The sequence below is a fragment of the Polyangium jinanense genome, assembly GCF_028435365.1.
Map to the genome: position 1 here is coordinate 854,517 of NZ_JAGTJJ010000001.1, position 19,806 is coordinate 874,322.

General features: G+C 68.3%; 17 protein-coding genes. 8 read left to right on the plus strand and 9 right to left on the minus strand.

Annotated elements, in window-relative coordinates:
• Entirely contained in the window at positions 1–711 is a 711-nt protein-coding gene (locus KEG57_RS03545) for a TetR/AcrR family transcriptional regulator (RefSeq protein WP_272458121.1), read from the minus strand.
• An 81-nt stretch (positions 712–792) separates the two neighbouring features.
• On the opposite strand from KEG57_RS03545, the gene KEG57_RS03550 reads away from it, so the two are divergent.
• The 4 genes from KEG57_RS03550 to KEG57_RS03565 are packed head-to-tail and all read left to right on the plus strand — an operon-like array spanning position 793 to position 6,349.
• Positions 793–1,518, plus strand: coding sequence for a Rieske (2Fe-2S) protein (locus KEG57_RS03550; RefSeq protein WP_272458122.1), 726 nt, complete (start codon positions 793–795; stop codon positions 1,516–1,518).
• A 17-nt stretch (positions 1,519–1,535) separates the two neighbouring features.
• Positions 1,536–2,588 (plus strand): Rieske 2Fe-2S domain-containing protein, encoded by a 1,053-nt coding sequence (locus KEG57_RS55435; RefSeq protein WP_272418008.1) that lies wholly within the window; start codon positions 1,536–1,538, stop codon positions 2,586–2,588.
• 60 nt (positions 2,589–2,648) lie between these two features.
• A complete protein-coding gene (locus KEG57_RS03560; RefSeq protein ID WP_272418007.1) occupies positions 2,649–4,526 on the plus strand; it encodes an acyltransferase family protein in 1,878 nt (625 codons plus the stop codon).
• Positions 4,490–6,349 carry a hypothetical protein gene (locus tag KEG57_RS03565; protein WP_272418006.1) on the plus strand — a complete coding sequence of 620 codons (1,860 nt, stop codon included), beginning with the start codon at positions 4,490–4,492 and terminating at the stop codon, positions 6,347–6,349. The genes KEG57_RS03560 and KEG57_RS03565 overlap by 37 nt, the downstream gene beginning before the upstream one ends.
• Before the next feature lie 5 nt (positions 6,350–6,354).
• Here KEG57_RS03565 and KEG57_RS03570 read toward each other — a convergent pair whose 3' ends face one another.
• The 3 genes from KEG57_RS03570 to KEG57_RS03580 form a co-directional block, all read right to left on the minus strand.
• A complete protein-coding gene (locus KEG57_RS03570) occupies positions 6,355–7,542 on the minus strand; it encodes an NAD-dependent epimerase/dehydratase family protein (protein WP_272418005.1) in 1,188 nt (395 codons plus the stop codon).
• A gap of 57 nt (positions 7,543–7,599) precedes the next feature.
• A complete protein-coding gene (locus KEG57_RS03575) occupies positions 7,600–8,526 on the minus strand; it encodes an exopolyphosphatase (protein ID WP_272418004.1) in 927 nt (308 codons plus the stop codon).
• 70 nt (positions 8,527–8,596) lie between these two features.
• A complete protein-coding gene (locus KEG57_RS03580) occupies positions 8,597–9,193 on the minus strand; it encodes a hypothetical protein (RefSeq protein ID WP_272418002.1) in 597 nt (198 codons plus the stop codon).
• Positions 9,194–9,340: 147 nt separating this feature from the next.
• On the opposite strand from KEG57_RS03580, the gene KEG57_RS03585 reads away from it, so the two are divergent.
• Entirely contained in the window at positions 9,341–10,480 is a 1,140-nt protein-coding gene (locus KEG57_RS03585; protein WP_272418001.1) for a cysteine desulfurase family protein, read from the plus strand.
• A 5-nt stretch (positions 10,481–10,485) separates the two neighbouring features.
• On the opposite strand, the gene KEG57_RS03590 is transcribed toward KEG57_RS03585, so the two are convergent.
• Positions 10,486–11,430: a tetratricopeptide repeat protein gene (locus KEG57_RS03590; RefSeq protein WP_272418000.1), complete on the minus strand. Its 945-nt coding sequence runs from the start codon at positions 11,428–11,430 to the stop codon at positions 10,486–10,488.
• Between the two features lie 43 nt (positions 11,431–11,473).
• Positions 11,474–12,160: a metallophosphoesterase family protein gene (locus tag KEG57_RS03595; RefSeq protein WP_272417999.1), complete on the minus strand. Its 687-nt coding sequence runs from the start codon at positions 12,158–12,160 to the stop codon at positions 11,474–11,476.
• 98 nt (positions 12,161–12,258) lie between these two features.
• On the opposite strand from KEG57_RS03595, the gene KEG57_RS03600 reads away from it, so the two are divergent.
• The gene (locus KEG57_RS03600) at positions 12,259–13,092 is read left to right on the plus strand and encodes a class I SAM-dependent methyltransferase (protein WP_272417998.1); all 834 of its coding nucleotides are present in this window, start codon (positions 12,259–12,261) and stop codon (positions 13,090–13,092) included.
• 3 nt (positions 13,093–13,095) lie between these two features.
• On the opposite strand, the gene KEG57_RS03605 is transcribed toward KEG57_RS03600, so the two are convergent.
• On the minus strand, positions 13,096–13,581 hold the full coding sequence (locus tag KEG57_RS03605; RefSeq protein WP_272417997.1) for a hypothetical protein: 486 nt from the start codon (positions 13,579–13,581) through the stop codon (positions 13,096–13,098).
• 100 nt (positions 13,582–13,681) lie between these two features.
• Between KEG57_RS03605 and KEG57_RS03610 the strand changes: the two genes are divergently transcribed.
• Positions 13,682–15,028 carry an alpha/beta hydrolase fold domain-containing protein gene (locus KEG57_RS03610; RefSeq protein ID WP_272417996.1) on the plus strand — a complete coding sequence of 449 codons (1,347 nt, stop codon included), beginning with the start codon at positions 13,682–13,684 and terminating at the stop codon, positions 15,026–15,028.
• Positions 15,029–15,032: 4 nt separating this feature from the next.
• On the opposite strand, the gene KEG57_RS03615 is transcribed toward KEG57_RS03610, so the two are convergent.
• Complete coding sequence (locus KEG57_RS03615; RefSeq protein WP_272417995.1) at positions 15,033–15,584, minus strand: TlpA family protein disulfide reductase; 552 nt, start codon at positions 15,582–15,584, stop codon at positions 15,033–15,035.
• Positions 15,585–15,703: 119 nt separating this feature from the next.
• Here KEG57_RS03615 and KEG57_RS03620 point away from each other — a divergent pair, with 119 nt between their 5' ends.
• Entirely contained in the window at positions 15,704–18,469 is a 2,766-nt protein-coding gene (locus KEG57_RS03620; RefSeq protein ID WP_272417994.1) for a HEAT repeat domain-containing protein, read from the plus strand.
• Between the two features lie 72 nt (positions 18,470–18,541).
• Here the strand turns inward: KEG57_RS03620 and KEG57_RS03625 are convergent, their stop codons facing one another.
• Positions 18,542–19,753: a cytochrome P450 family protein gene (locus KEG57_RS03625; protein ID WP_272417993.1), complete on the minus strand. Its 1,212-nt coding sequence runs from the start codon at positions 19,751–19,753 to the stop codon at positions 18,542–18,544.
• Positions 19,754–19,806: the final 53 nt, after the last annotated feature.

Consider the following 19,806-nt stretch of genomic DNA (forward strand, 5'->3'; position numbering starts at 1 on the left):
TCAGGCCTCGTTTTGCCCGCCGCGTGGCCGTTTTCGCGGCGGCCCGCCGCCGAACGAGGCTTCGGCGCCCGGCTCGGGCGGCGCCTCGTGGCCCGTGCCGTACGCGCGCAGGAATGCGTCGATGTGCTCGTCGGCGAATTTGTCCCATTCGAGCGGGCGAGTCTTCGCCCCGCCCAGCGAGCCTTGATGCAGGAGGACGACGAAGGGCGGCGCGACCAGCGCGAGGGCCATCTGCCGCACGTCCCCCGTGCGGATCTCGCCCCGCGCCATGTGCCGCGCGAGGCGCGCCTCCACGCATTCGAGCGTCGGATCGAGCACCTCGCAGAGGTATTTCGGGCCGAGCGTGGGCTCGCGCAGGCCGCAGGCGAGGCCAATCGCGTGCACCTCCCCGACGCCGTTCCGGAAGCCGAGCTCCAGATAAAACAAAAACCCCCGCAGCGACGCGCGCACGGGCAGGAGCGGGCCCGTGGCGACCTCCAGCAAGTACCGCTGCCCGCGCTCGTGCCACAGCGAGAGCACCGCCGAGACCACGCCCTCGCGCGAGCCGAAATAATGCCGGAGCGTCGCCACGCTGACCCCCGCGGCCGCCGCCATTTCGCGGAAGCTCGCTCGTGGCCCGTCGGGCTCCGAGAGCCGCTTTTGCACGGCCGCGACGAGCGACGCGCGCGTCGCCTCGAAGTCCGGATTGCGTGAACCTGCGGGCCTGCCCATCTCTTCGGTCGGTACTCTAGATCATCCGTCCTCCAGTTCAAGCGTCGGGCGCGGCCTCTTCGCGGGCCAGGCTCGGCCACCTTGACGACGCTCGATTTTTTCGTAACTCTAGCGTTCTATAAAACGGAGGCTTCCATGTTCGATGGCTTCGCGAACGTCTGGACGCCGGTCTTGTCTGCGCGGGATCTGCGGGACGAGGCGCGGCGGGTGCGGGTCGCCGGGGAGCCGATCTTGCTCTTCCGCGACGGGCGCGGAGATCCCGGCGCGTGTCTCGATCGTTCGTCGTCTTCGCCGCCCGAGGTGATCACGCTGGAGGCTCGCCTGCCCGCGCGCGAGGCCCTCGGGCTCATCTGGATCTTCACGGGCCGCGAGACCCCGGCCGAGGGTCCGGCGTTGCCTGCGATCGATCCGGTGCGGCCTCTCGTGGTCCACGGAGAGACCTGGTCCGCGCCGTTTGCGCGCGTGCTCGAGGCGCTGCTCGATCCGGCGAACCTGCCCTTCACGTGGGCCCAAGGCGCGCCCGAAGAGCCCATGCTCGCGTTTCGCGCGCCCGGCTGCGTCGAGCTTTTTTTGCCGACGAACGTCCCCGAAAAGCGCACGCTGCTCTACTGCTTCCCCGAAACCGGAGCGACGACGCGTGTCCTCTTCTGCGCCACGCGCGCGCCGGGCGAGGACGACATGACCTCCTGGATCACCGAGTATTTCGCGGCCACGGACCTCGCCCGAGAGCGCGCCTCCAAGGCCGCCGCGATCGGCGCGGACGAGGGCTTGACAACGACCCGCGATTTATTAGAACACATGGTGTAACAAAACGGGAGGCAAACGTGTTCGAGAGCTTCGCGAACGTCTGGACCCCGGTCATCCTGGCCAAAGAGCTCGGGAAGAAGCCGCTTTCGGTGAAGGTCGCCGGCGAGACGATCGCCCTCTTCCGGGATGGAAAAGGCGGCGTCGGCGCGCTCCTCGATCGATGTCCGCACCGCGGCGTCGCGCTCTCGCTCGGCCAGATCGACGAGGACGGCTGTCTCGCGTGTCCTTTTCACGGCTGGGCGTTCCAGAAGGACGGCGCCTGCGCGAAGATCCCGCTGAACCAAGTCCCGCCGGAGAAACGCGCTCGTTATGGCGCGACGGCCGTGCCGGTGCGCGAGGTCGGGAGGCTTATCTGGATCTTCACAGGCCCCGATCCCGCCGGCACGGAGCCCGAGCCGCCACCCGTGCTGGTCGAGAAGGGGTGGCACGTCGGCTTCACCCAGGAGATCTGGAAGACGCACTGGACGCGGGCCATGGAAAACATGCTCGACACGCCCCACCTGCCTTTCATCCATCGCAAGAGCATCGGCCGCGAGGCCCGGAAAAAGCTCCGGCCGGACACGACGCTCGAGATGCGCATCGAGCCCGCTCCCTTCGGCGGCCTCATTTACTCGAAATGGGACTACGAGGAGGCCGAAAAGCAGTTCTTGAAGTGGCGCAAGCCGAACGCGATGGAGCTCCAGATCATGGACGATCCGAAGCGCCGGATGTCCCTGGCCGTCTATTGCATTCCGGTCGACGAGGGTCACACGAAGATGATGCTCGCCTCGGCGCGGACGTTCTTCGGCTCGGAGGTGCTCACGTGGATCGCCACGAAGTTCAACAACATCCTCGCCGAGGATCGGGAGGTGCTCGAAACGTCGAACCCGCCCGAGGTGCCGCCGCCGGGCGAGGAGCCGTCCGTCGCGACCGACGCGCCGACGCTGTTTTTCCGAAAGTATTACTTCCGTGAGCTGCGCGGCTCCACCTCGTCGCTCGTGCCCACGGGTCGGCTCGTCCGCAGGCCTGGCGCCGCCCAGCCGGAAGCCGAAGAAGCGGGCATGCCCGACGGCGCCGCCATCGTCCACTGACATCGGCCGCACATTCTTCATGTCCCGGGCGCCCGGAATGCGCTATCTCCCGGGCTGCCCGTGAGCCCGCCTGCCCTCGACCAACCGCACAATCCCCTCCGCCGCGCCACCATCCCGCATTTGCCCGCGCTCGATGGGTTGCGGGGCCTCGCCGTGCTCGGCGTGCTCTTGTTCCACGATGGAAGGCTCGACGGCGGGTATCTCGGCGTCGACCTGTTCTTCGTGCTGTCCGGATACCTCATCCACTCGCTCTTGCTCGCGGAGTGGAACAAGGCCGGGACGATCGATCTCAAGGCTTTCTGGATTCGCCGCGCGCGCCGCCTCTTCCCGGCGCTCCTCGCGCTCCTGCCGGTGGTCGCGGCGTATGCGCATCACCTCGCGAAACCCGAAGAGCTCGCTCGGATCCGCAAGGACGGGCTCGCCACGCTGGCGTACGTGGCGAACTGGCGCGCGATTTTCTCGGGGCGGAGCTACTGGGACATGTTCCAGGTGCCCTCGCCGCTCGAGCACACCTGGAGCCTCGCGATCGAGGAGCAATTTTACGTTGTCTGGCCGCTGCTCGCGTTCGGCGTGCTCTACCTCTCGCGGGGCTCGCGGCGGGTGATGCTCGGCGTGTCGCTCGCGCTCGCCGTGGTGTCGGGCGCGGTGATGGTTTGGCTGGGCAATCGGGTGGATACGTCGCGGGCCTACATGGGCACGGATACGCGCGGCGTGGCGATCCTCCTCGGCGCCTCGCTCGCGTGTTTGATGGCCGAGCGCGGGACGTCGAAGAACAAGTCGGTGGTGCGGGCGCTCGATGGGCTCGGGCTCGTCGCGGCGATCGGGCTCGGGGTGGCGTGGGTGAAGCTCGACGGGCAGAACCCGCTGCTCTACCGCGGAGGATTTTTCGGGACGGAGCTCTGCGTGCTCGTGCTCATCATGTGCGCGGCGCACGGCGAGCAGAGCCTCGTGGCGCGCGCGCTCGCGTTCCGCCCGGTGGCGTGGGTGGGGCTCGTGAGTTACGGGCTCTACCTCTGGCACTGGCCGATCTACGTGGTGCTGCGGCCGGAACGAATTGGTTTGTCCGGGCTCGGGCTCTCGGCGCTGAGGTACGCGACGACGTTCGGGGTGGCGCTGATCTCCTATCATTTCCTGGAGCAGCCGATCCGCAAGCGCGGCGCGCCGTTCGGGCGTCCGGCGGTCATGCTCTCGTCGTCGGTGGCGCTCTGCCTCGGCGCGCTGCTCGTCGGCACGCAGCATCGGGCGGTGATGCGGGTGGGGCTGCAGCTCTTGCCGTGGCCGGCGGCTCCGAACGCGGTGAAGATTCTGATCATCGGCGATTCGGTGGCGGAGTCGCTCGGCGAGCGCATGCAATCGGTGCAGGCGGGCACGGGGACGATCGTGAGCCAGCGAGGCACGCCGAATTGCAGCATCATGGAGGGAAAGCTGCCGACGCGCTCGCTGACGAACGAGCCGCACGCCGGCGGCGATTGCGGCAAGCGCTGGGCGAGCGACGTGGAGGAGCTACGCCCCGACGTGACGCTCGTGGTGCTCGGCGGGGGCTATTTCGCGCCGGTGGAGATCGACGGGCGCTGGCAGCACGTGTGCGAGGCGGAATGGGACGATGCGTACGCGGACGAGCTCGAGCGCAAGCTGAAGATCCTCGCGGACAAGAGCGGGCGGGTGTATCTGGCGCGCGTGCCGTATCCGGTGGGCGGGTGGCAGAGGCCGGGGCTGAACGCGCAGGTCGATTGCTACAATACGCTGCTGGAGCGGACGGCGAAGCGTGATGCGCGCGTGCGCATGTTCGACCTCGCGGCGCACCTCTGCCCCGGGGGACAATGCTCGATGGAGAGCGACGGGGCGGCGATCCGGCCGGATGGAATGCATTTCGCGGGGCCAGGGGCGAAGGAGATCGCGCGATGGGTGATCGAGCAGGTCAAAGAGCCGGTGCGGTAGGGCTTTTCCTCGCCCTCGCCGGTTGTGCCGGGTCCCCGCCGCCTGCCGCGGAAAACCCCGCCGCGGCCGCTCCTCCGGCGCCGCTCACGCAGGAGCGCATTCAGGCGCTCGTCGCCGAGGTCGCGCATCTGCGCGGATTGCCGCAACGCGCGCCCGTGCCGGTGTATTTGCTCGACGAACCGGCGTTTCTGGCGGCGCTGCGCGAGCGGGCCGAGCGGAAGGCGGCGGCGGCCGAGAACGAGGCGCGGAAGGCATTTCATCTGGCGTTCGATCTCCTGCCCGACGGAAAGCCGGGCGCCGCGCCGCCGAGCAGCACGCGCGAGGTGCTCGAAGAGCAAGTGCGCGGGTTTTACGATCACGAACAAAGGATCATCGTGGTGCGCGCGTCTCGGCCTCGAAACGAGGCCGAGGCCGAGAAAGAGCGTGCGATCCTCGCGCACGAGATCGAGCACGCGTTGCAGGATCAGAGCTTCGGTCGGCCGGATGTGCAGAAGCAGGCGACGATGGGCGCGGACGAGGTTCTCGCGTACGGATCGCTGCTCGAAGGCGATGCGATGCTCACGATGTTCGCGTATCTCGCGGCGGAGCGCGGCGTGCCATTCCAGCGCATGGTGCGACGGGCGGCGGACGTGATGCGTGATGTGCCGGCCGAGCGGTTCGTCGCCGGGGACGGGGACGCGGCGCTGTTTCGCGCGCTGCCGATCGTGCGCGAGCGGCTCCTCTTCCGGTATCACGCCGGTACGGCCATGGTCGCGGAGCTTTATCGCGCGGGTGGGCTCGATCTCGTCAATCGAATGTTCGTGTCGCCGCCGGTGTCGACCGAGCAGGTGATCCACCCCGAAAAATACCTCGCCGGGGAGCGGCCCGTCATGCTCGCGGCGCCGCGCGCGCCCGAGGGGTATCGGACGCTCGACGAAGGGACGCTCGGCGAGCTGGAGACACGTGTCGTGCTCGATCGATGTTCGCCATTGTCCGCCGCGGCGGCCGCGGGCTGGGGCGGCGATCGATACACGCTGGTTGCGGCGCCGAACGGCGGCGTGGGATTGCTGTGGAGCACGGCGTGGGATTCGGAGAGCGACGCGGCGGAGTTCGTCACAGCCATTCAATCGAGGCCCGGATGCCTGCGCGCGCTCTCGCTCGGGGCCACGTCGATCGACGGCGGGATCGTGGTGCGCGCCGAGAAAAACCGCGTGGCCGTGGTGCGTGGTTTGTCAGGGACGATCGCCGAGGCGGCCGCGAAGCAGATCCTCGACGCGCCGATCGCCGCGCCCGCGAGCCCGTCCGTGGCGCTGCCGTACCGGCTCCTGCCACGCGCGCCCTTGCCGCAGCGCGAGCCTGGCTTTCTCGTCGGTCACGATTATTTCAGCCGGTGGCTCGGCATCGCCGGGCGGATCCCGCTCGGATTGAACACGGTCGTCGGATACGAGGGGCTCGAGCTCCGGATCAGCCGCCCCGACGTGCTCGTCAGCGGGGCCCTGTTCGTCTCGGACCTCGTGACGACGCCGCGATTCCAGGAAAAACTCTTCGCCGACGTCGCGGGCGGGCTCGCGAAGGGCACGGAAGGAAAGCAGGTCGTGGCCGCGAGGACCGGACCCGTGGCGACGCCGCTCGGGGCCGGGATCGAGCGGTGGTGGACGATTGGAGAGACGGCGATCTCGGTGCGCGCGGTGATGGTCCCGATCTGCGGCGGGACGGGGTCGCTCGTGTTCCTGCAATCGACAAGCGACCCGATGGCGCAACGCACGCTCGACGGGTGGCTTCAATCGTTCCGCTGGAACACGAACGTAAAACCACCCGTCTGCGAGGCGCTCGATCCGCGCTGAGGCGGCTATTTTTTCTTCGATTCCTCGTGGAACGCGCGGAGCAGCTCGGCCTCGCGCTCGGGCGAGAGGCCCGCGCGGCGTTTGGCCTGGCGCTCCGGGGGCAATGCATTGAACCAGGCGAGCAGGTCCGTGACGGTCGTGTCGATCGGCCGGAACGTGAGGCCCGCCTTGCGCGCGCGGTCGACGTTGACGAGGTGGAAGCCCGCGCTCTCGCCCTCGGGCGGCGCCCAGATCGGCAGGTCGATCGGCTCGCCGCCGCCCGACTCCTTCGTCTTCAGCCACGCGGGCGGGACCCAGGTGAGCTTGACGTCGCTCTTCGGCGAGGCCTTCTTGCTGGCCTCGATCACACCGCCCATCGTGAGCGGCGCGCCCGGGCCCGTCGCATTGAAGACGCCGGTCGTGCCGTCCACGACGAGCTTGACGAGCCACTCGGCGAGGTCGCGGACGTCGATCACCTGAATGGGGTCGTTCGGCGTGCCGGGGACGAGCATTTCGCCGCCCTTCGCGACGCGGAGCGGCCAGTACGTGAATCGATCGGTGCCGTCCCCCGGGCCGACGATGTACCCGGGCCGCACATTGGCGACACGGCCCGGCATGGCTTTTTCGGCGGCCTGCTCGCAGAGCGCCTTCAAAGGGCCGTAATTCTCGAATTCCTTGCCCATGGTCTCGACCGTGGGATCGGCCATCGTCCCGACCGCCGCGGTCTCGTCCATGTTGGGCTTGGAGGTGTCCTTGTAGACCGAGATGCTGGAGATGAAGATGTATTGCTTGACGTTTTTCGCGAGCAGCTCCGCCGAGGCGCGGACGATGCGCGGGACGTAGCCCGAGGTGTCGATGACGGCGTCGAAGCTCCGGCCTTCGAGGGCTTTGAGGCCCTCGTCCTTGCTCGGGTCGCGGTTGCCGCGGAGCTTTTCGATGTCGGGGAAGAGCTCGGGGCGGGTCTTGCCGCGATTGAAGAGGGTGATGGCGAATCCGCGCGCCCGCGCCGCCTCGACGACGGCAGGCCCGACGAACCCCGTGCCGCCGAGGATGAGCAGGCTTTTTTTCTGGTTCGTCGGGGGCGGAGGCGCCGCGCCCGCGCCCGCCGCGCCCGCAGGATCCGCGGGCGGCGTGGGGGGCTGGGACGCGCAGCCGAGGGTCGTGGACGCGGCCGCGGCGAGCGAGCCGACGAGGAACGAGCGACGTTTGATCATGGCGAGGGATGGACGACGGCGCAGGAGGGTTGTGAACGACGATCGTGAAGTCCGCGATCAGCCGCCTTCGTTGATGCGGGCGATGAGGGTCTGGAGGACGTCGTCGGCCTTGTCGTTGTCGATCTGGCAGGTGCCGGCCGCCTCGTGCCCGCCGCCGCCGTATTCGAGCATGAGCGTGCCGACGTTCGTCTTGCTGCTGCGGTCGAGGATCGATTTGCCGGTGGCGAAGACGGTGTTCTGCTTCTTGAGGCCCCACATCACGTGGATCGAGATGTTGCACTCCGGGTGGAGCGCGTAGATCACGAAACGGTTGCCCGCCCAGATCGTCTCCTCGTTCCGGAGGTCGAGCACGACGAGGTTCTTGTGCACCGTGGAGCAGCGGCGGATCTGCTCCTTGAACCGCTTCTCGTGCTCGAAATACATGTCGACGCGCTCCTTGACGTCCGGCATCTCGAGGATCTCCTCGACCGAATGCTGCAGACACGCGTCGATGAGGCGCATCATGAGGTCGTAGTTCGAGATGCGGAACTGTCGGAATCGGCCAAGGCCGGTGCGCGCATCCATGAGGTAGTTGAGGAGGACCCAGCCCTTCGGCGAGAGGATCTCGTCGCGGGAGAATTGCGCGGCGTCGGCCTTGTCGACGGCCTCCATCATCTCGTCGGGGATGTCGGCAAACCTCTCTTTGCCGCCGTAATGGCGAAAGACGACACGCGCGGCGGAGGGGGCGTGGGGGTCGATGATGTGGTTTTGGCGCTTGCCGACCCGCTGCGTCTCGCTCGCGTGGTGATCGAAGGCGAGGTGGACGCCCTCGACGTACGGGAGGTTCGTCGTGATGTCCCGATCGGTGACGGGGACCTTGCCGTCCTGCATGTCCTTCGGGTGGACGAACTTGATTTCGTCGAGGATGCCGAGCTTCTTCAAGAGGACGGCGCACACGAGGCCGTCGAAGTCGCTCCGCGTCACCAGCCGGTACTTTTCCGCCATGATCTGCCCTCCGGACCGCTTTTCGCGCCGGAGGATAACCGAGGCCGCGCGCGCGGGGAAGCCCCGAGAATCAGGGTTCCTTGTTACTGCACCAGGGCTCGGCGCTCGCCGTGGAGAGGACGACCTCGCCCGAGCCGGCCGTGAGGTCGACCATGCCCTCCCAGACGAGCGTGACGGGCGGGTCGTCGTCCGTCACGTTGCGCATGATGCGCAGCGATATCGTGGAGCTCTCGACAGGCGCGATGTCGGCCGCATAATCGAAGACGCACATGCAGCCGCAGCGTGCCTCGCTGCCGTCCTCGAGTTTTTCCGGGGCGTCGGTCTGCGTGACGACGTGGACACCGTTCTCGACGGCGACGTCGATGGAGTGCTCGCCGCAGCAATTGAGCTGGATGCGCGCGTCGAGGAAGCCCAGCGTGCGCGTTTCGGGGTCGTAATTCCAGAGGAGGCGCTCGGCCTCGCAATACGTGGCCGGATCGGGGGACGGCGGGATCTTCGCGCTCTCCGAGCCGCCGAGGAAGCCGCCACACGCGCTGATCGAGGGTGTGACGTCGAGCGAAGAGGCGGGAGGCGTATTGTTGCTGCTGCTCTCACCCTCGCCGCTGCTGCAGGCGAGGAAGGAGGTCGCGGAAAGGATCAGAATTCCAAGGATACCAAGCATTTTCATCGTGTGTCTCCAGATCAAGCGGGCGTCGGGGTGCGATGCCCATAACGAATGGACACGAGCAGGCGCGACACGTCAAGGCAGTCGCACGGGCTCCGCGGCGAAAAGCGCGCTTGACGCGAAGGCCGGGGCTGAGTACCGCGAGAGATCGTGCACGCCAAAGATCCGATCTACCTCGACTACAACGCGTCCACGCCGCTCTTGCCCGAGGTGGTCGACGCCATGCTGCCCTGGCTGCGCGGCGGATTCGGCAATCCGTCGAGCAGCCACGTGTACGGCAGGCGCGCGCGGGCCGCGATCGAGGCGGCGCGCGTGGAGGTCGCGGCGCTCGTCGGATGCACGCCGGAAGAGCTCGTCTTCACGTCGGGCGGGACCGAGGCGAATAACCTCGCGATCCGAGGCGTGGCCGAGGCGCTGCCCGATCGAAGGCACATGATCACGTCGTCGATCGAGCATCCAGCGACGTCGAAGCTCTGCGCTTGGCTCGCGCGGCACGGGCATCGCATAGAGGTGGTGGGCGTCGACGCGGAGGGGCGGGTGCGCGCCGAGGAGATTGCCGCGAAGCTCGGGGACGAGACCGGCGTGATCACGGTGATGCACGCGAACAACGAGACGGGCGTGATCCAGCCAATCGAGGAGATCACGCGGGCGGCGTGGCGCGCGGGCGCGGTCGTGCACACGGACGCGGCGCAATCGGTGGGCAAGGTGCCGATCGACGTGGGCGCGCTCGGGGTGGATTTGCTGTCGATCGCAGGGCACAAGCTGTACGCGCCGAAGGGCGTGGGGGCGCTGTTCATCCGGAAAGACCTGCCGATCGCGCCGTTCATGCTGGGCGCGGGGCACGAGCGGGGAATCCGGCCCGGGACGGAGAACGTGCCGTCGCTCGTGGGGCTCGGGGTCGCGGCGAAGATGGCCATGCGCGACCTCGCGGCGGAGAGCGCGCGGGTGTGCGTTTTACGTGACAATCTGTTTGTCCTGCTCCGGGAGCGGGTGCCGGGGCTCGCGCTGAATGGGCATCCGGAGAAACGATTGCCGAATACGTTGAACGTGCGGTTCCCGCGGGTGAGCGGGACGGCGCTGCTCGCGCAGGCGGAGGAGGTGGCGGCGTCGACGGGTTCGGCTTGCCACGACGGGCACGAATCGGCGTCGAGCGTGATCCTCGCGATGGGCGTGAAGCCGGAGGAGGCGATCGGTTCGGTGCGATTGACGCTCGGGCGAGGGACGACGGAGGCGGAGATCGTGCGGGCCGCCGAGGTGCTCGCGGCGGCGTGGATCAAGCTTTCGCGGTAGGCTTTTCAGCGCGCCACGCAATGGAGCGAGTGCGCGCGGACGAGCTCGTCCCGGCGCGTCGCCGTGAGCGAAGGCCCAAGCTTCGTGACGAGCTGGCCCTCGCGCCGGCAATACGCCGCATCGTAAAACTCCGCATTCGTCGAGAGCAGCGCCGTCGCCGCGTCGTCGTGCTTCTGCTGCTGGATGTAAAGCTCCGCGAGGGAGGCGACCATGGCGAGGGCATTCGTGCGTTCGTCGCCCTTGTCCCCGCTCGCTCTCTTGAAAAAATCGAACGCGGCGCTCGGCCGTCCCGCGTCGGCATACACAGTGACGAGGCTCGCGCGGGTGGGTGCGGCGAGCGAGGCCGCGCATGGCGCGCCCGGCTCTTTCGCCACGGCGTCGGCGACCTTCTTCAGCGAGGAGAGCGCCTGCGGGTGGTCGCCTTTTTGCCGGTAGATCTCGGCGAGGCGGAAGTGCGCCACGAGCCAGGCGGTGTTGGTGGGCATGGCGAATTTGACCACATCGAGGTACGACTGCTCGGCGAAATCGAGGCTTATGGGGTCCTCCTGGCCATTCTTGAAGAAGCGCTCGCCGAACCCGACATAGACGAGCGGGATGTAGGGCGATTGCGGGTAGTATTGCTGGATGAAGTGCAGGTACCCGTTGTTCGCCTCGTTCCTGTTGCCCGCCCGCTCGGCGGCGAGGGCCTGGGCATATTTCGACCCCTCGGGCGAGGCCTTCACGCGCTCGGGCAAACCCCGGCCGTCCCGCAGCCGCTCGATGCAGGTATCGACCGGCTCGACGGTCGTCTTCTCGTCCTCGGGCCCCTGCGCGAGCAAGAGCGGCGCCGCGGAGCCCGCGCCCACCTCGACGACGGGCGCCTTCGCGGGCTCCTGCTGCGCGGAGGGCCCGCCGCCACACGCGGACACGAGAAGCAAAAGCGAGACGAGGGGCGAAGCGAGGGCGCGCATGGATTCGAGCTTAGAACATCGTCCCGCGGGGCGAAATGAGGTTTCAGGCGGGCCGGCGCTTCGGGGTCGGAGGCGGCTCGGCGAGGTCGAAGGGCGTGGGAGCGATTTCGCGGACGGAGAGGTCCGGATCGAACAGCCAGGTGCGCACGACGGAGGCTTCGAGGTCGAGGAGGCCGAAGCTCGGGTCGTGATCGCGATACAACGTGCCGGCGTTGACGAAGAGGCGATCCTCGATGGGGCGCACGAGCCGTCGGTGGGTATGACCATTGAGGACAAACCGCATCGAGGTCGTCCGGAGGAGCCGCTTCAGCGACGGGTCGTGGCGGAGCCAGGTGTCCGGATCCCACGGCGAAACGCCGGCCATGTCGTCCTCGCCGAGGCCGTGGCAAAGCAAGATCGAGCCGGCGATCGTGGGGATTTCGACCATCGTCGGCAAAGAAGCGAGGTGGGTCCGCGCCGGTTCGGAGACCCGATCGCGGCCGTGCGCGTCGGGCAGGTCGCGCATGTCGTTCGCGAGAAACCACCGCTCGTGGTTGCCGCGTACCGTGACGACCCGGTGCTCGCGGAGCAGGTCGACCACGCGTTCGAGGTCGCCTTTGCCGTCGACGATGTCCCCGACGCACGCGAGCGCCTCGGCGCCCTCGGCCTCGAGGACGTCGATGGCACGCGCGAGCCGTTCGTCCTCGGCGTGGACGTCGCCCAGAAAACCGACGCGGCGCAGGGTCGTCACGGTGAGATCCTACATGACAGACCTCCACGAGGCATGTGGTCCGTCCCGGTTGAAACGTGGACATTGCGCACCGCGGCATACCCTGTCATTCTGAGGCGATGCAGCAGCCGAGCCGAACGGCGAGGATGGTGGCGGCCCTCCGAGCACGAGCGACGGAGCGAGAAACGCCGCTCTGCGACGATCCGTTCGCCCGCACGCTCGCCGGTCCCGGCGGGTTCGAGGACGCGACGCGTTACGAGCAAGGCTATCCGCACATCGAACTCTTCGTGGCGCTGCGCACGGCGCTCTTCGACCGCGAGACGCGGCGCTGGCTTGCGCGAGGGTGTACCCAGGTGGTTCTGCTCGGTGCGGGGCTCGATACCCGCGCCGCGCGGCTCGGGCGGAAAGGCGTGCGGTTCTTCGAGGTGGATCACCCGACGACGCAGGCGGACAAACTCGCGCGTCTCTCCGCGTTGCCCGGGTATCCGTTCGAGAATGCGACGTACGTGCCGTGTGATTTCGCGTTGCACGATTTCGTGGAGCGGCTCGATTCGAGCGGGTTTCGCGCGGACAACCCGGCGCTCCTGATCTGGGAAGGCGTGACGTATTACCTGGAAGAACCGGCCGTGCGGGCGACGCTGCGGCGCATCGCGGAAAAGCTGCACCCGAGCTCGGTGATCCTGTTCGACCACGTGGGCAAACGCATGGGCCAGGGGAACGTGCGCGACGCGTCGTCGATCGCAGCGCGCGACGGCGTTGCGGAGATGGGCGAGCCGGTGGTGTTCGGGATCGATCATGTGCTGCCGATGCTCTACGAAGAGGGGTTTCGGCACGCGCGATGTGCTTCGTTCGACGAGATCGCGCTGAACCTGACGGGGACGTACGACCGGGCGCGGACGTTCCGGTTCCAGCACGCGGTCGTGGCGAGCGTGGCCGAAGACGTGTGGGCGTGAAGGTTAGCCGCTGTTCTTGATCACGTCCTTCAGCTGCTCGATGTAGCGAACGACCTCGGGCTCGCGCGCGGGGGAGACGTCGAGCCAGACGAGCGCCTGGCGCAGGTCGGTCCGGGCAAACATGCGGTAGATCTGGGACGCGTCGGGCCCGCCGCGCGCGCCGAGCCCGCCGAGGAAGCGGCTCGCACGCGCGTGCTCCATCGCGCTCAAGGCGTTCGTGACGACACGCGCGAAGAGCGATTCGCTGAGGATCGCGGCGCGCGCGGAGTCCCTGCTGAACGTTCGTACGCGCTCGTCGAGGATGTGGCGCTGCGCCGCCGTCGGCGCGCCGCCCTCGGTGCAGACGAGGAGGCGAGAGCGGCCGTTCGCGCGGTGATGGACTTCCCACGCCTCGATGTACGCCTTCCACTCGGGATCGGTCGGCGGTTGCTCGGAATGCGCGAGCACGAGCAGCTCGCCGAGCGTTCCGAACGCGAGCCTCTTCTTCATCGCGACGCAGGATACCGCAGGGCAAGGCTCCTCCCACGCAGCATTTCGTGCTCTCGCGGCGCGAGACAACACCACGCGCCTCGGTCATCCTCCACGCGACGTGCCCCTGCCCTTCCTGCTCCCCGCCCCCGTGCTCTTCCTGATCGCCGCAGCGGTCGGGGCGATGTTCACGCTGAACGCGCTCCGGCCGGCCCGCAAGTTCTGGCCGCTGGTCGGCGCAGGGTTCTTCGCGTCGTGGCTGACCGGCGAGCTCGCCGCGCATCACCTGTTCTGGCAAGCCGTCGCGACCACGCTGTTCGTGTGGGCCGGCGGGCTCGACGGATGGCCCGGCTGGGTCGCGCTGTTCATCGTGACGCTGTCGTGGGTGGGGCTCGTGCGGATCGTGATCGACGCGCGGAAGGCGCGCGACGTGACGGAGGCGGCGCTCTGCGAGGGGCTCGGGACGGAGTATCGCAGCGTGATCCCCGAGGAGATCGGCGCGCACGTCGACGAGCATTTTTCCCTCCGGCAGCGCCTCTTCCCGCTGCCGGTGCTCGACGGGCGCGTGGAGGTCGTGCGCAACGTGATCTTCTCGCGCGCGGGCGGCGTGAACCTGCGGCTCGACGTCTACCGGCCGCGCGGCAACACGAAGCCGCGGCCGACGGTGCTGTTCGTGCACGGCGGAGCGTGGGTGATCGGGAGCAAGGACGACCAGGGCAAACCCCTCGCCTACCGGCTCGCCGCGCACGGGTGGGTCGTGGTGTCGGCGAACTATCGGCTCTCGCCGCGCTTCACGTTCCCGGATCACCTGATCGACGTGAAGAGCGCGATCCGCTGGATCCGCGAGCACGGCAAGGAGCACGGGGCGGACCCGAGCTTCCTCGTGATCACGGGCGGATCGGCGGGCGGTCACCTCGCGGCGCTCGCGGCGCTCACGCCGAACGATCCGCGCTACCAGCCGGGCTTCGAGGACGTGGATACGCGCGTGCAAGCCTGCGTGCCGTTCTACGGGGTCTACGACTTCACGGATCGGCGCGGGATCTGGAGGGGCACGCTCTTGCGTACGATCCTCGAGAAGAGCGTGATGAAGAAGCAGCTCGACGAGGATCGCACGGCGTTCGAGGCGGCCTCGCCGATGAGCCTCACGCGCAAGGACGCGCCGCCGTTCTTCGTGGTGCACGGCGATCGCGACTCGCTCGTGCCGGTGCAGGAGGCGCGGCTCTTCGTGGAGCTTCTGCGCGCCGAGAGCCGCGCGCCGGTGCTCTACGCGGAGCTACCGGGCGCGCAACACGCGTTCGAGGTGTTTCCGTCGGAGCGCACGGGGCACGCGCTCGCCGCGGTGGAGCGGTTTCTCGCGTACCAGTGGGCGCAGCACCAGACCTCACCCCCGGCCCCTCTCCACTCCGTGGAGAGGGGTGATGGGCGCCTCCTCTCCCCTCTCCACGGAGTGGAGAGGGGTTGGGGGTGAGGCACTACAACGTCGCCGCCACGATCTCGTCGAGCGAAGCCTCGTCCACGAGGCCCGTCATGTACCGGACGACGCGGCCCTCACGATCGATGACCACGAGGCTCGGCAGGTTCTGCACGTCGTACGCCTGCGCCGCCTCCTGGCCCGCGTCGATCACGATGGGATACGAAAGTCCCTTTTTTTCGGCGTAGCTCTTCGCCTTCGCGGGCGGGTCGTGCGCGTTCACGCCGAGCACGACGAGGCCCTGCTTCTCGTAACGACGCGCGATGCGGTCGAGGATCGGGGCCTGCGCGGCGCAAGGGCCACACCAGGTCGCCCAGAAGTCCAGGACCACCGGGTGCCCCTTGAGGCTCTCGATCTGCATCCGCGCCCCGGGATCGCCGTTCGCCGCGACCGCGAAGACCGCGTCGGGCGCCGGCTTGCCCTCGAACGGGCTGCCCCCGCCGACGACGCGAGGCAAGAGCGAGACCCCCCCGAGCGCGCCCAGGCCCAGAAGGCCCGCAAACACCCAGGAGCGAAGCTTGCCATCGGAGGGAGCGGGGGCGGGCGTCGGCACCCGTTCTTCTTAGCAAGTTCTTTGCGGCTGCGCCCGAAAGGCGTCCCCTGGTATGTTCGGTCCCCGCAAAGCGGCGCCGCCGCTCCGCCGGTCGCACGAGAGCGACGCGGGGAGGAACCATGCTCGATCGTCCGAACTCACAGCCCGAACCGTCTCCTCTTCCCAACGGAAAACAGCCTCCTCCCCGGGGGATCGGGGGCACCGAGAAGCCCATCAAGCGCAGGCTCCGCACGCCCGATCGGCTCGACCTCGCGAAATGGCCGCCGGACGACGACGATCTTCCCGGCGCCCCGCCCGGCGGCGCCGTGCCTCCTGCACCCGCAGGCGGCGGCGGCGGCGGCGCCGACTTCGGCGACGGCGACTTCAAGAAAGGTCGCTTCAATCCCGTCACGATCATCGTGGCGCTGCTCATCGTCGCCGGCGGCGCGGCCGCGCTCTTCTTCGGCATCAAGCAGGGCCAGGAGAAGATGACGGTCGAGCAGGTCGTCAAGGAGAAGAAGAACATCTTCGTCCTGCCCGTGAAGGACCAGGTCCCGCGCTGGCGCACCTGGGCCGCGAACCCGAACGAGGTGGCCCTCCAGCAAGAGGCGCTGATCCAGCTCGCCTACGCCGAGGATCCCGAGGGCGTGACGCACGCGGCCAAGGCGCTCGAGCAGCCCGATCACCGCGTGAAGGGCGTCGCCGCGCAGGTGCTCGCCTACTACGGATCGCCGAAGGGCGACGCTGGCAAGGCCGCACTGCTCGCCGCGCTCAAGGAGGCCGACGACAGCGACAGGCCGCAGATCGTGTGGGCCCTCGTCATGCTGAAGGAGCCGCAGGTCTTCAAGGACGCGATGGACCAGTACAGGAAGGGCTTCCTGTCGAAGGTCGAGCGTCTCGGCGGCGGCACCGCGTTCGATCCGGAGAAGCTCGCGCAGCTCGTGTCGCTCGACGAGTTCGCGAAGCTCGCGGGCGATCAGAGCCCGTCGGTGCGTCAGCTCGTGGCCACGCTGCTCTCGCGCGACGCGAACCCGAAGTGGACGCAGACGCTCATCCAGCTCGTGAAGGATCCCGACTCCGAGGTCGGCCGCGAGGCCGCGACGGGCCTCGGCAAGATCGGCGACGAGACCGCGCGCGCTCCATTGCTCTCGGCGCTCAGCAGCTCGAGCAAGGAGAACCGGCAGAAGTTCCTCGAAGCGCTGCGCGACGGCATCGGCGGCGAAGGCCTCGTGCTCGCGCTCGCCAGCGTGAAGAAGGATCCGGCCGAGACCGAGTGGTTCCAGACGAAGCAGCTCATGGAGATGATGAAGGACGTCGCCGATCCGCGCGTCGGTGACTCGCTCGTGAAGTGGCTCGAGGGCTCGAAGCCCACGCTGCACTGGCAGGGCGAGGCCGGCACGCGGCTCGCCGAGGTCGGCGACATCCGCGCGGCGAAGTACCTCGGCGAGCGCATGCGCGCCGATCCTTCGAAGCTCTACGCGCAGGAGCGGTTCTGGGAGGCCGACGAGGGCGGCCACCTTTCGCGCACGGATCTGCCGCGCGTGGTCGCCAGCCGCATGCTCGCGGACCTCGCGATGATCCACACCGACAAGAAGGACGAGCTCAAGGCCGCGGCCGAGGACGGCGTGATCTTCTGGATCAAGGACCGCCCGCAGCCGCACGCGAACGGCCTGCGTTTCCTCGCCGCCGTGCAGAGCGACAAGATCAAGAACGATCTGCGCGACTGGGCGTTCCCGAAGGATCCGCTGCCGAAGGAGGGCGCGCAGCCTCCCTTCCCCACGGCCTTCGAGACGGCGCAGAGCGCGCTCCGCTACGTCGGCCTGATGAAGGACGAGCCGACGTTCCCGAAGCTGCTCGAGCAGTTCAAGCGCAAGCCCGACAAGAAGATGGACATCACGCAGGAGGCGCTGAACGGCGCGGGCCTGGCGATGCTCGGCATGGCGCTCCGCGCGGTGGCCTACGGCGCGGCGCAGGGCCTCGGACAATGGGGCGACGGCAAGGCCTCGAAGCCGCTCATGGAGCTCATCGAGGACGAGTCGTGGCACGAGGAGGCGCGTCAGGCCGCCTGTGACGCGCTCGCGTGGTGCGCCGACGACAAGACGATGAGCGAGGTCGCGAAGAAGGCGAAGGAGTACGGGGCGAAGAAGGAGCCGCGCAAGCAGCTCATCGGCGCCTGCTACGCCTCGACGCTCTCGCTCAAGCCCGTGCCGGCGATCGCGGGCGAGCTCGCGGACCTGCTCACGCCCGACCTCGACATCGGCCTGCGCATGGCCTACGCCCGCGCGATCGGCATCGGCGGCTTCGATCAGGGGACGGAGGCGAAGCTCTTCGAGAAGCTCCAGAACCCGGAGATCCGCAACGCGGCGGCGCTCGCGCTGATCCTCGGCGGCTCGGCGGAGACGGCGGCCCGTACGGTCGCGATGTACGGCGACTTCGGCCCCGACGCGCTGAACGACCTCAAGGACCACTACTTCCGCGCGTTCGGCTACTGGTCGGACGAGGACTTCAAGCGCGGCAACATCTACCGCTGGGTGGCGAACGCCGAGGCCATCGCGCGCATCAAGGTGGCGGACGTGCCGCAGGAGTGGTCGCGTCAGCGCCTGCAGTCGCAGTTCGACAACCTCAAGTTCGACAACGGCCCGCACTCCGAGACGCGCGTCGTGCTTCGTTACCGGCTCTGGCAGGACGCGAAGAGCGGCGATGCGGCGCGGAAGAAGGGCGCGATCCAGACGCTCAAGTTCATGAAGGAGCGCGGCGTGCTGATGGCGCTCCGTCAGGAGCAGGGCGAGACGGGCGAGATGGCGAAGAAGGCATTCTTCGAGATCATGAACCCGAAGGCGATCATCGCCGAGGACCTCTCGGCGCTGCAGTCGAAGGACAAGGGCGGCAAGGGCGACAAGCAGTAAAACACGCCCGCTCGTAGGTCCCGAAGCCCCCTCTCCTCCGCGCGATGAGAGGGGGTTTTGTTTTGGAAGGGGCTAGAACGCGACGGGGAGCGCTTCGAGCCCACGCACGACGTACGTGGGGCGCCAGCGCAGGGTGTGCGGCGCGGCGTCGAGGCGGAGATCGGGCAGCGTGCGCAAAAGCGTGGCGAGTGCGATCTGCCCTTCGAGCCGCGCGAGCGGGGCGCCGAGGCAATAATGGATGCCCTGGCCGAACGCGACGTGACGGTTCGGGTCGCGCGCGAGGTCGAGTTTGTCCGGGTCCTCGAACTGGGCGGCGTCGCGGTTCGCGGAGGCGAGGACCACGAGCACGAGCTCGCCGCGGGGGAGCCTGACACCGGCGAGCTCGACGTCCTCGCGGGTATAACGCTCGGTCGCCATCTCGACGGGGCTCGTGAACCGGAGGAGCTCCTCGACGGCCGATTTGATCAGCGAGGGATTCTGGCGGAGCCGATCGAGCTCGCGCGGGTGTTGCAGGAGCGCGAGCGTGCCGGAGGCGATGAGGTTCACCGTGGTCTCGTGCCCGGCGACGGTCAGGAGGATGATCATCGCGAGCAGCTCGTTCTCGCTGAGGTGGCTGCCCTCCTCCTCCGCCTGCGCGAGAGCGCTCAGGAGATCGTCCCGGGGCCGCGCGCGTTTCTCGGCGATGAGCGCGCGGAGATACCGCACCATGAAGTAGAACTGCGGGAGCGCGAGCACCATCTTCACGTTCGAGGTGGTCTCCATCAGCGCCTTCGAGAAGCGATGGAACCTGGGGCGGGTCTCGGGGGGGATGCCGAGCAGCTCGGCGATCACGGTGAGCGGCAGCGGGAGCGCATAATCACGCACGAGGTCCATGCGGCCGCGTGCCGCGACCTTCGCGAGGAGATCGTCGGCGATTTGCTGCACGCGCACGCGCATGTCCTCGACCATGCGCGGGGTGAATACCTGGTGGACGAGGTTGCGCAGGCGACGGTGATCGGGCTCGTCGACGTCGAGCATGTTGCGCTCGAGGGGCTTGATGAAGTCCGGGACCCACGGCTGCTTCGCCTGTTGCTCCCGGGTGAGGACCTTCGTGCGATCCTTGGCGAAGCGCGGATCCTTGAGGACGGCCACGACGTCGTCGTATCGCGTGACGAGCCACGCCGTGCGCCCGTCCTCGAGCTTCTGGGGAAACACGGGCGATTGGGCCCGGAGGCGGGCGTAGAATGGAAATGGATTCGCCTTGAATCCCGAGGCGAGGATGTCGACCGGCGTGATCGGGGGCATCGCTCGATCGTACCACGCGCCCCGGAACGAGGCAGGCGGCGCCGAGCGGGTGA

Bases quoted from the DNA above. Each gene is read 5' to 3' on its own strand.
- KEG57_RS03605 (WP_272417997.1), bottom strand. From the start codon at position 13,581: ATGAAGAAGAGGCTCGCGTTCGGAACGCTCGGCGAGCTGCTCGTGCTC.
- KEG57_RS03565 (WP_272418006.1), top strand. From the start codon at position 4,490: ATGGGTGATCGAGCAGGTCAAAGAGCCGGTGCGGTAGGGCTTTTCCTC.
- KEG57_RS03545 (WP_272458121.1), bottom strand. From the start codon at position 711: ATGGGCAGGCCCGCAGGTTCACGCAATCCGGACTTCGAGGCGACGCGC.
- KEG57_RS03575 (WP_272418004.1), bottom strand. From the start codon at position 8,526: ATGGCGGAAAAGTACCGGCTGGTGACGCGGAGCGACTTCGACGGCCTC.
- KEG57_RS03590 (WP_272418000.1), bottom strand. From the start codon at position 11,430: ATGCGCGCCCTCGCTTCGCCCCTCGTCTCGCTTTTGCTTCTCGTGTCC.
- KEG57_RS03570 (WP_272418005.1), bottom strand. From the start codon at position 7,542: ATGATCAAACGTCGCTCGTTCCTCGTCGGCTCGCTCGCCGCGGCCGCG.
- KEG57_RS03625 (WP_272417993.1), bottom strand. From the start codon at position 19,753: ATGCCCCCGATCACGCCGGTCGACATCCTCGCCTCGGGATTCAAGGCG.
- KEG57_RS03620 (WP_272417994.1), top strand. From the start codon at position 15,704: ATGCTCGATCGTCCGAACTCACAGCCCGAACCGTCTCCTCTTCCCAAC.
- KEG57_RS03580 (WP_272418002.1), bottom strand. From the start codon at position 9,193: ATGAAAATGCTTGGTATCCTTGGAATTCTGATCCTTTCCGCGACCTCC.
- KEG57_RS03600 (WP_272417998.1), top strand. From the start codon at position 12,259: ATGCAGCAGCCGAGCCGAACGGCGAGGATGGTGGCGGCCCTCCGAGCA.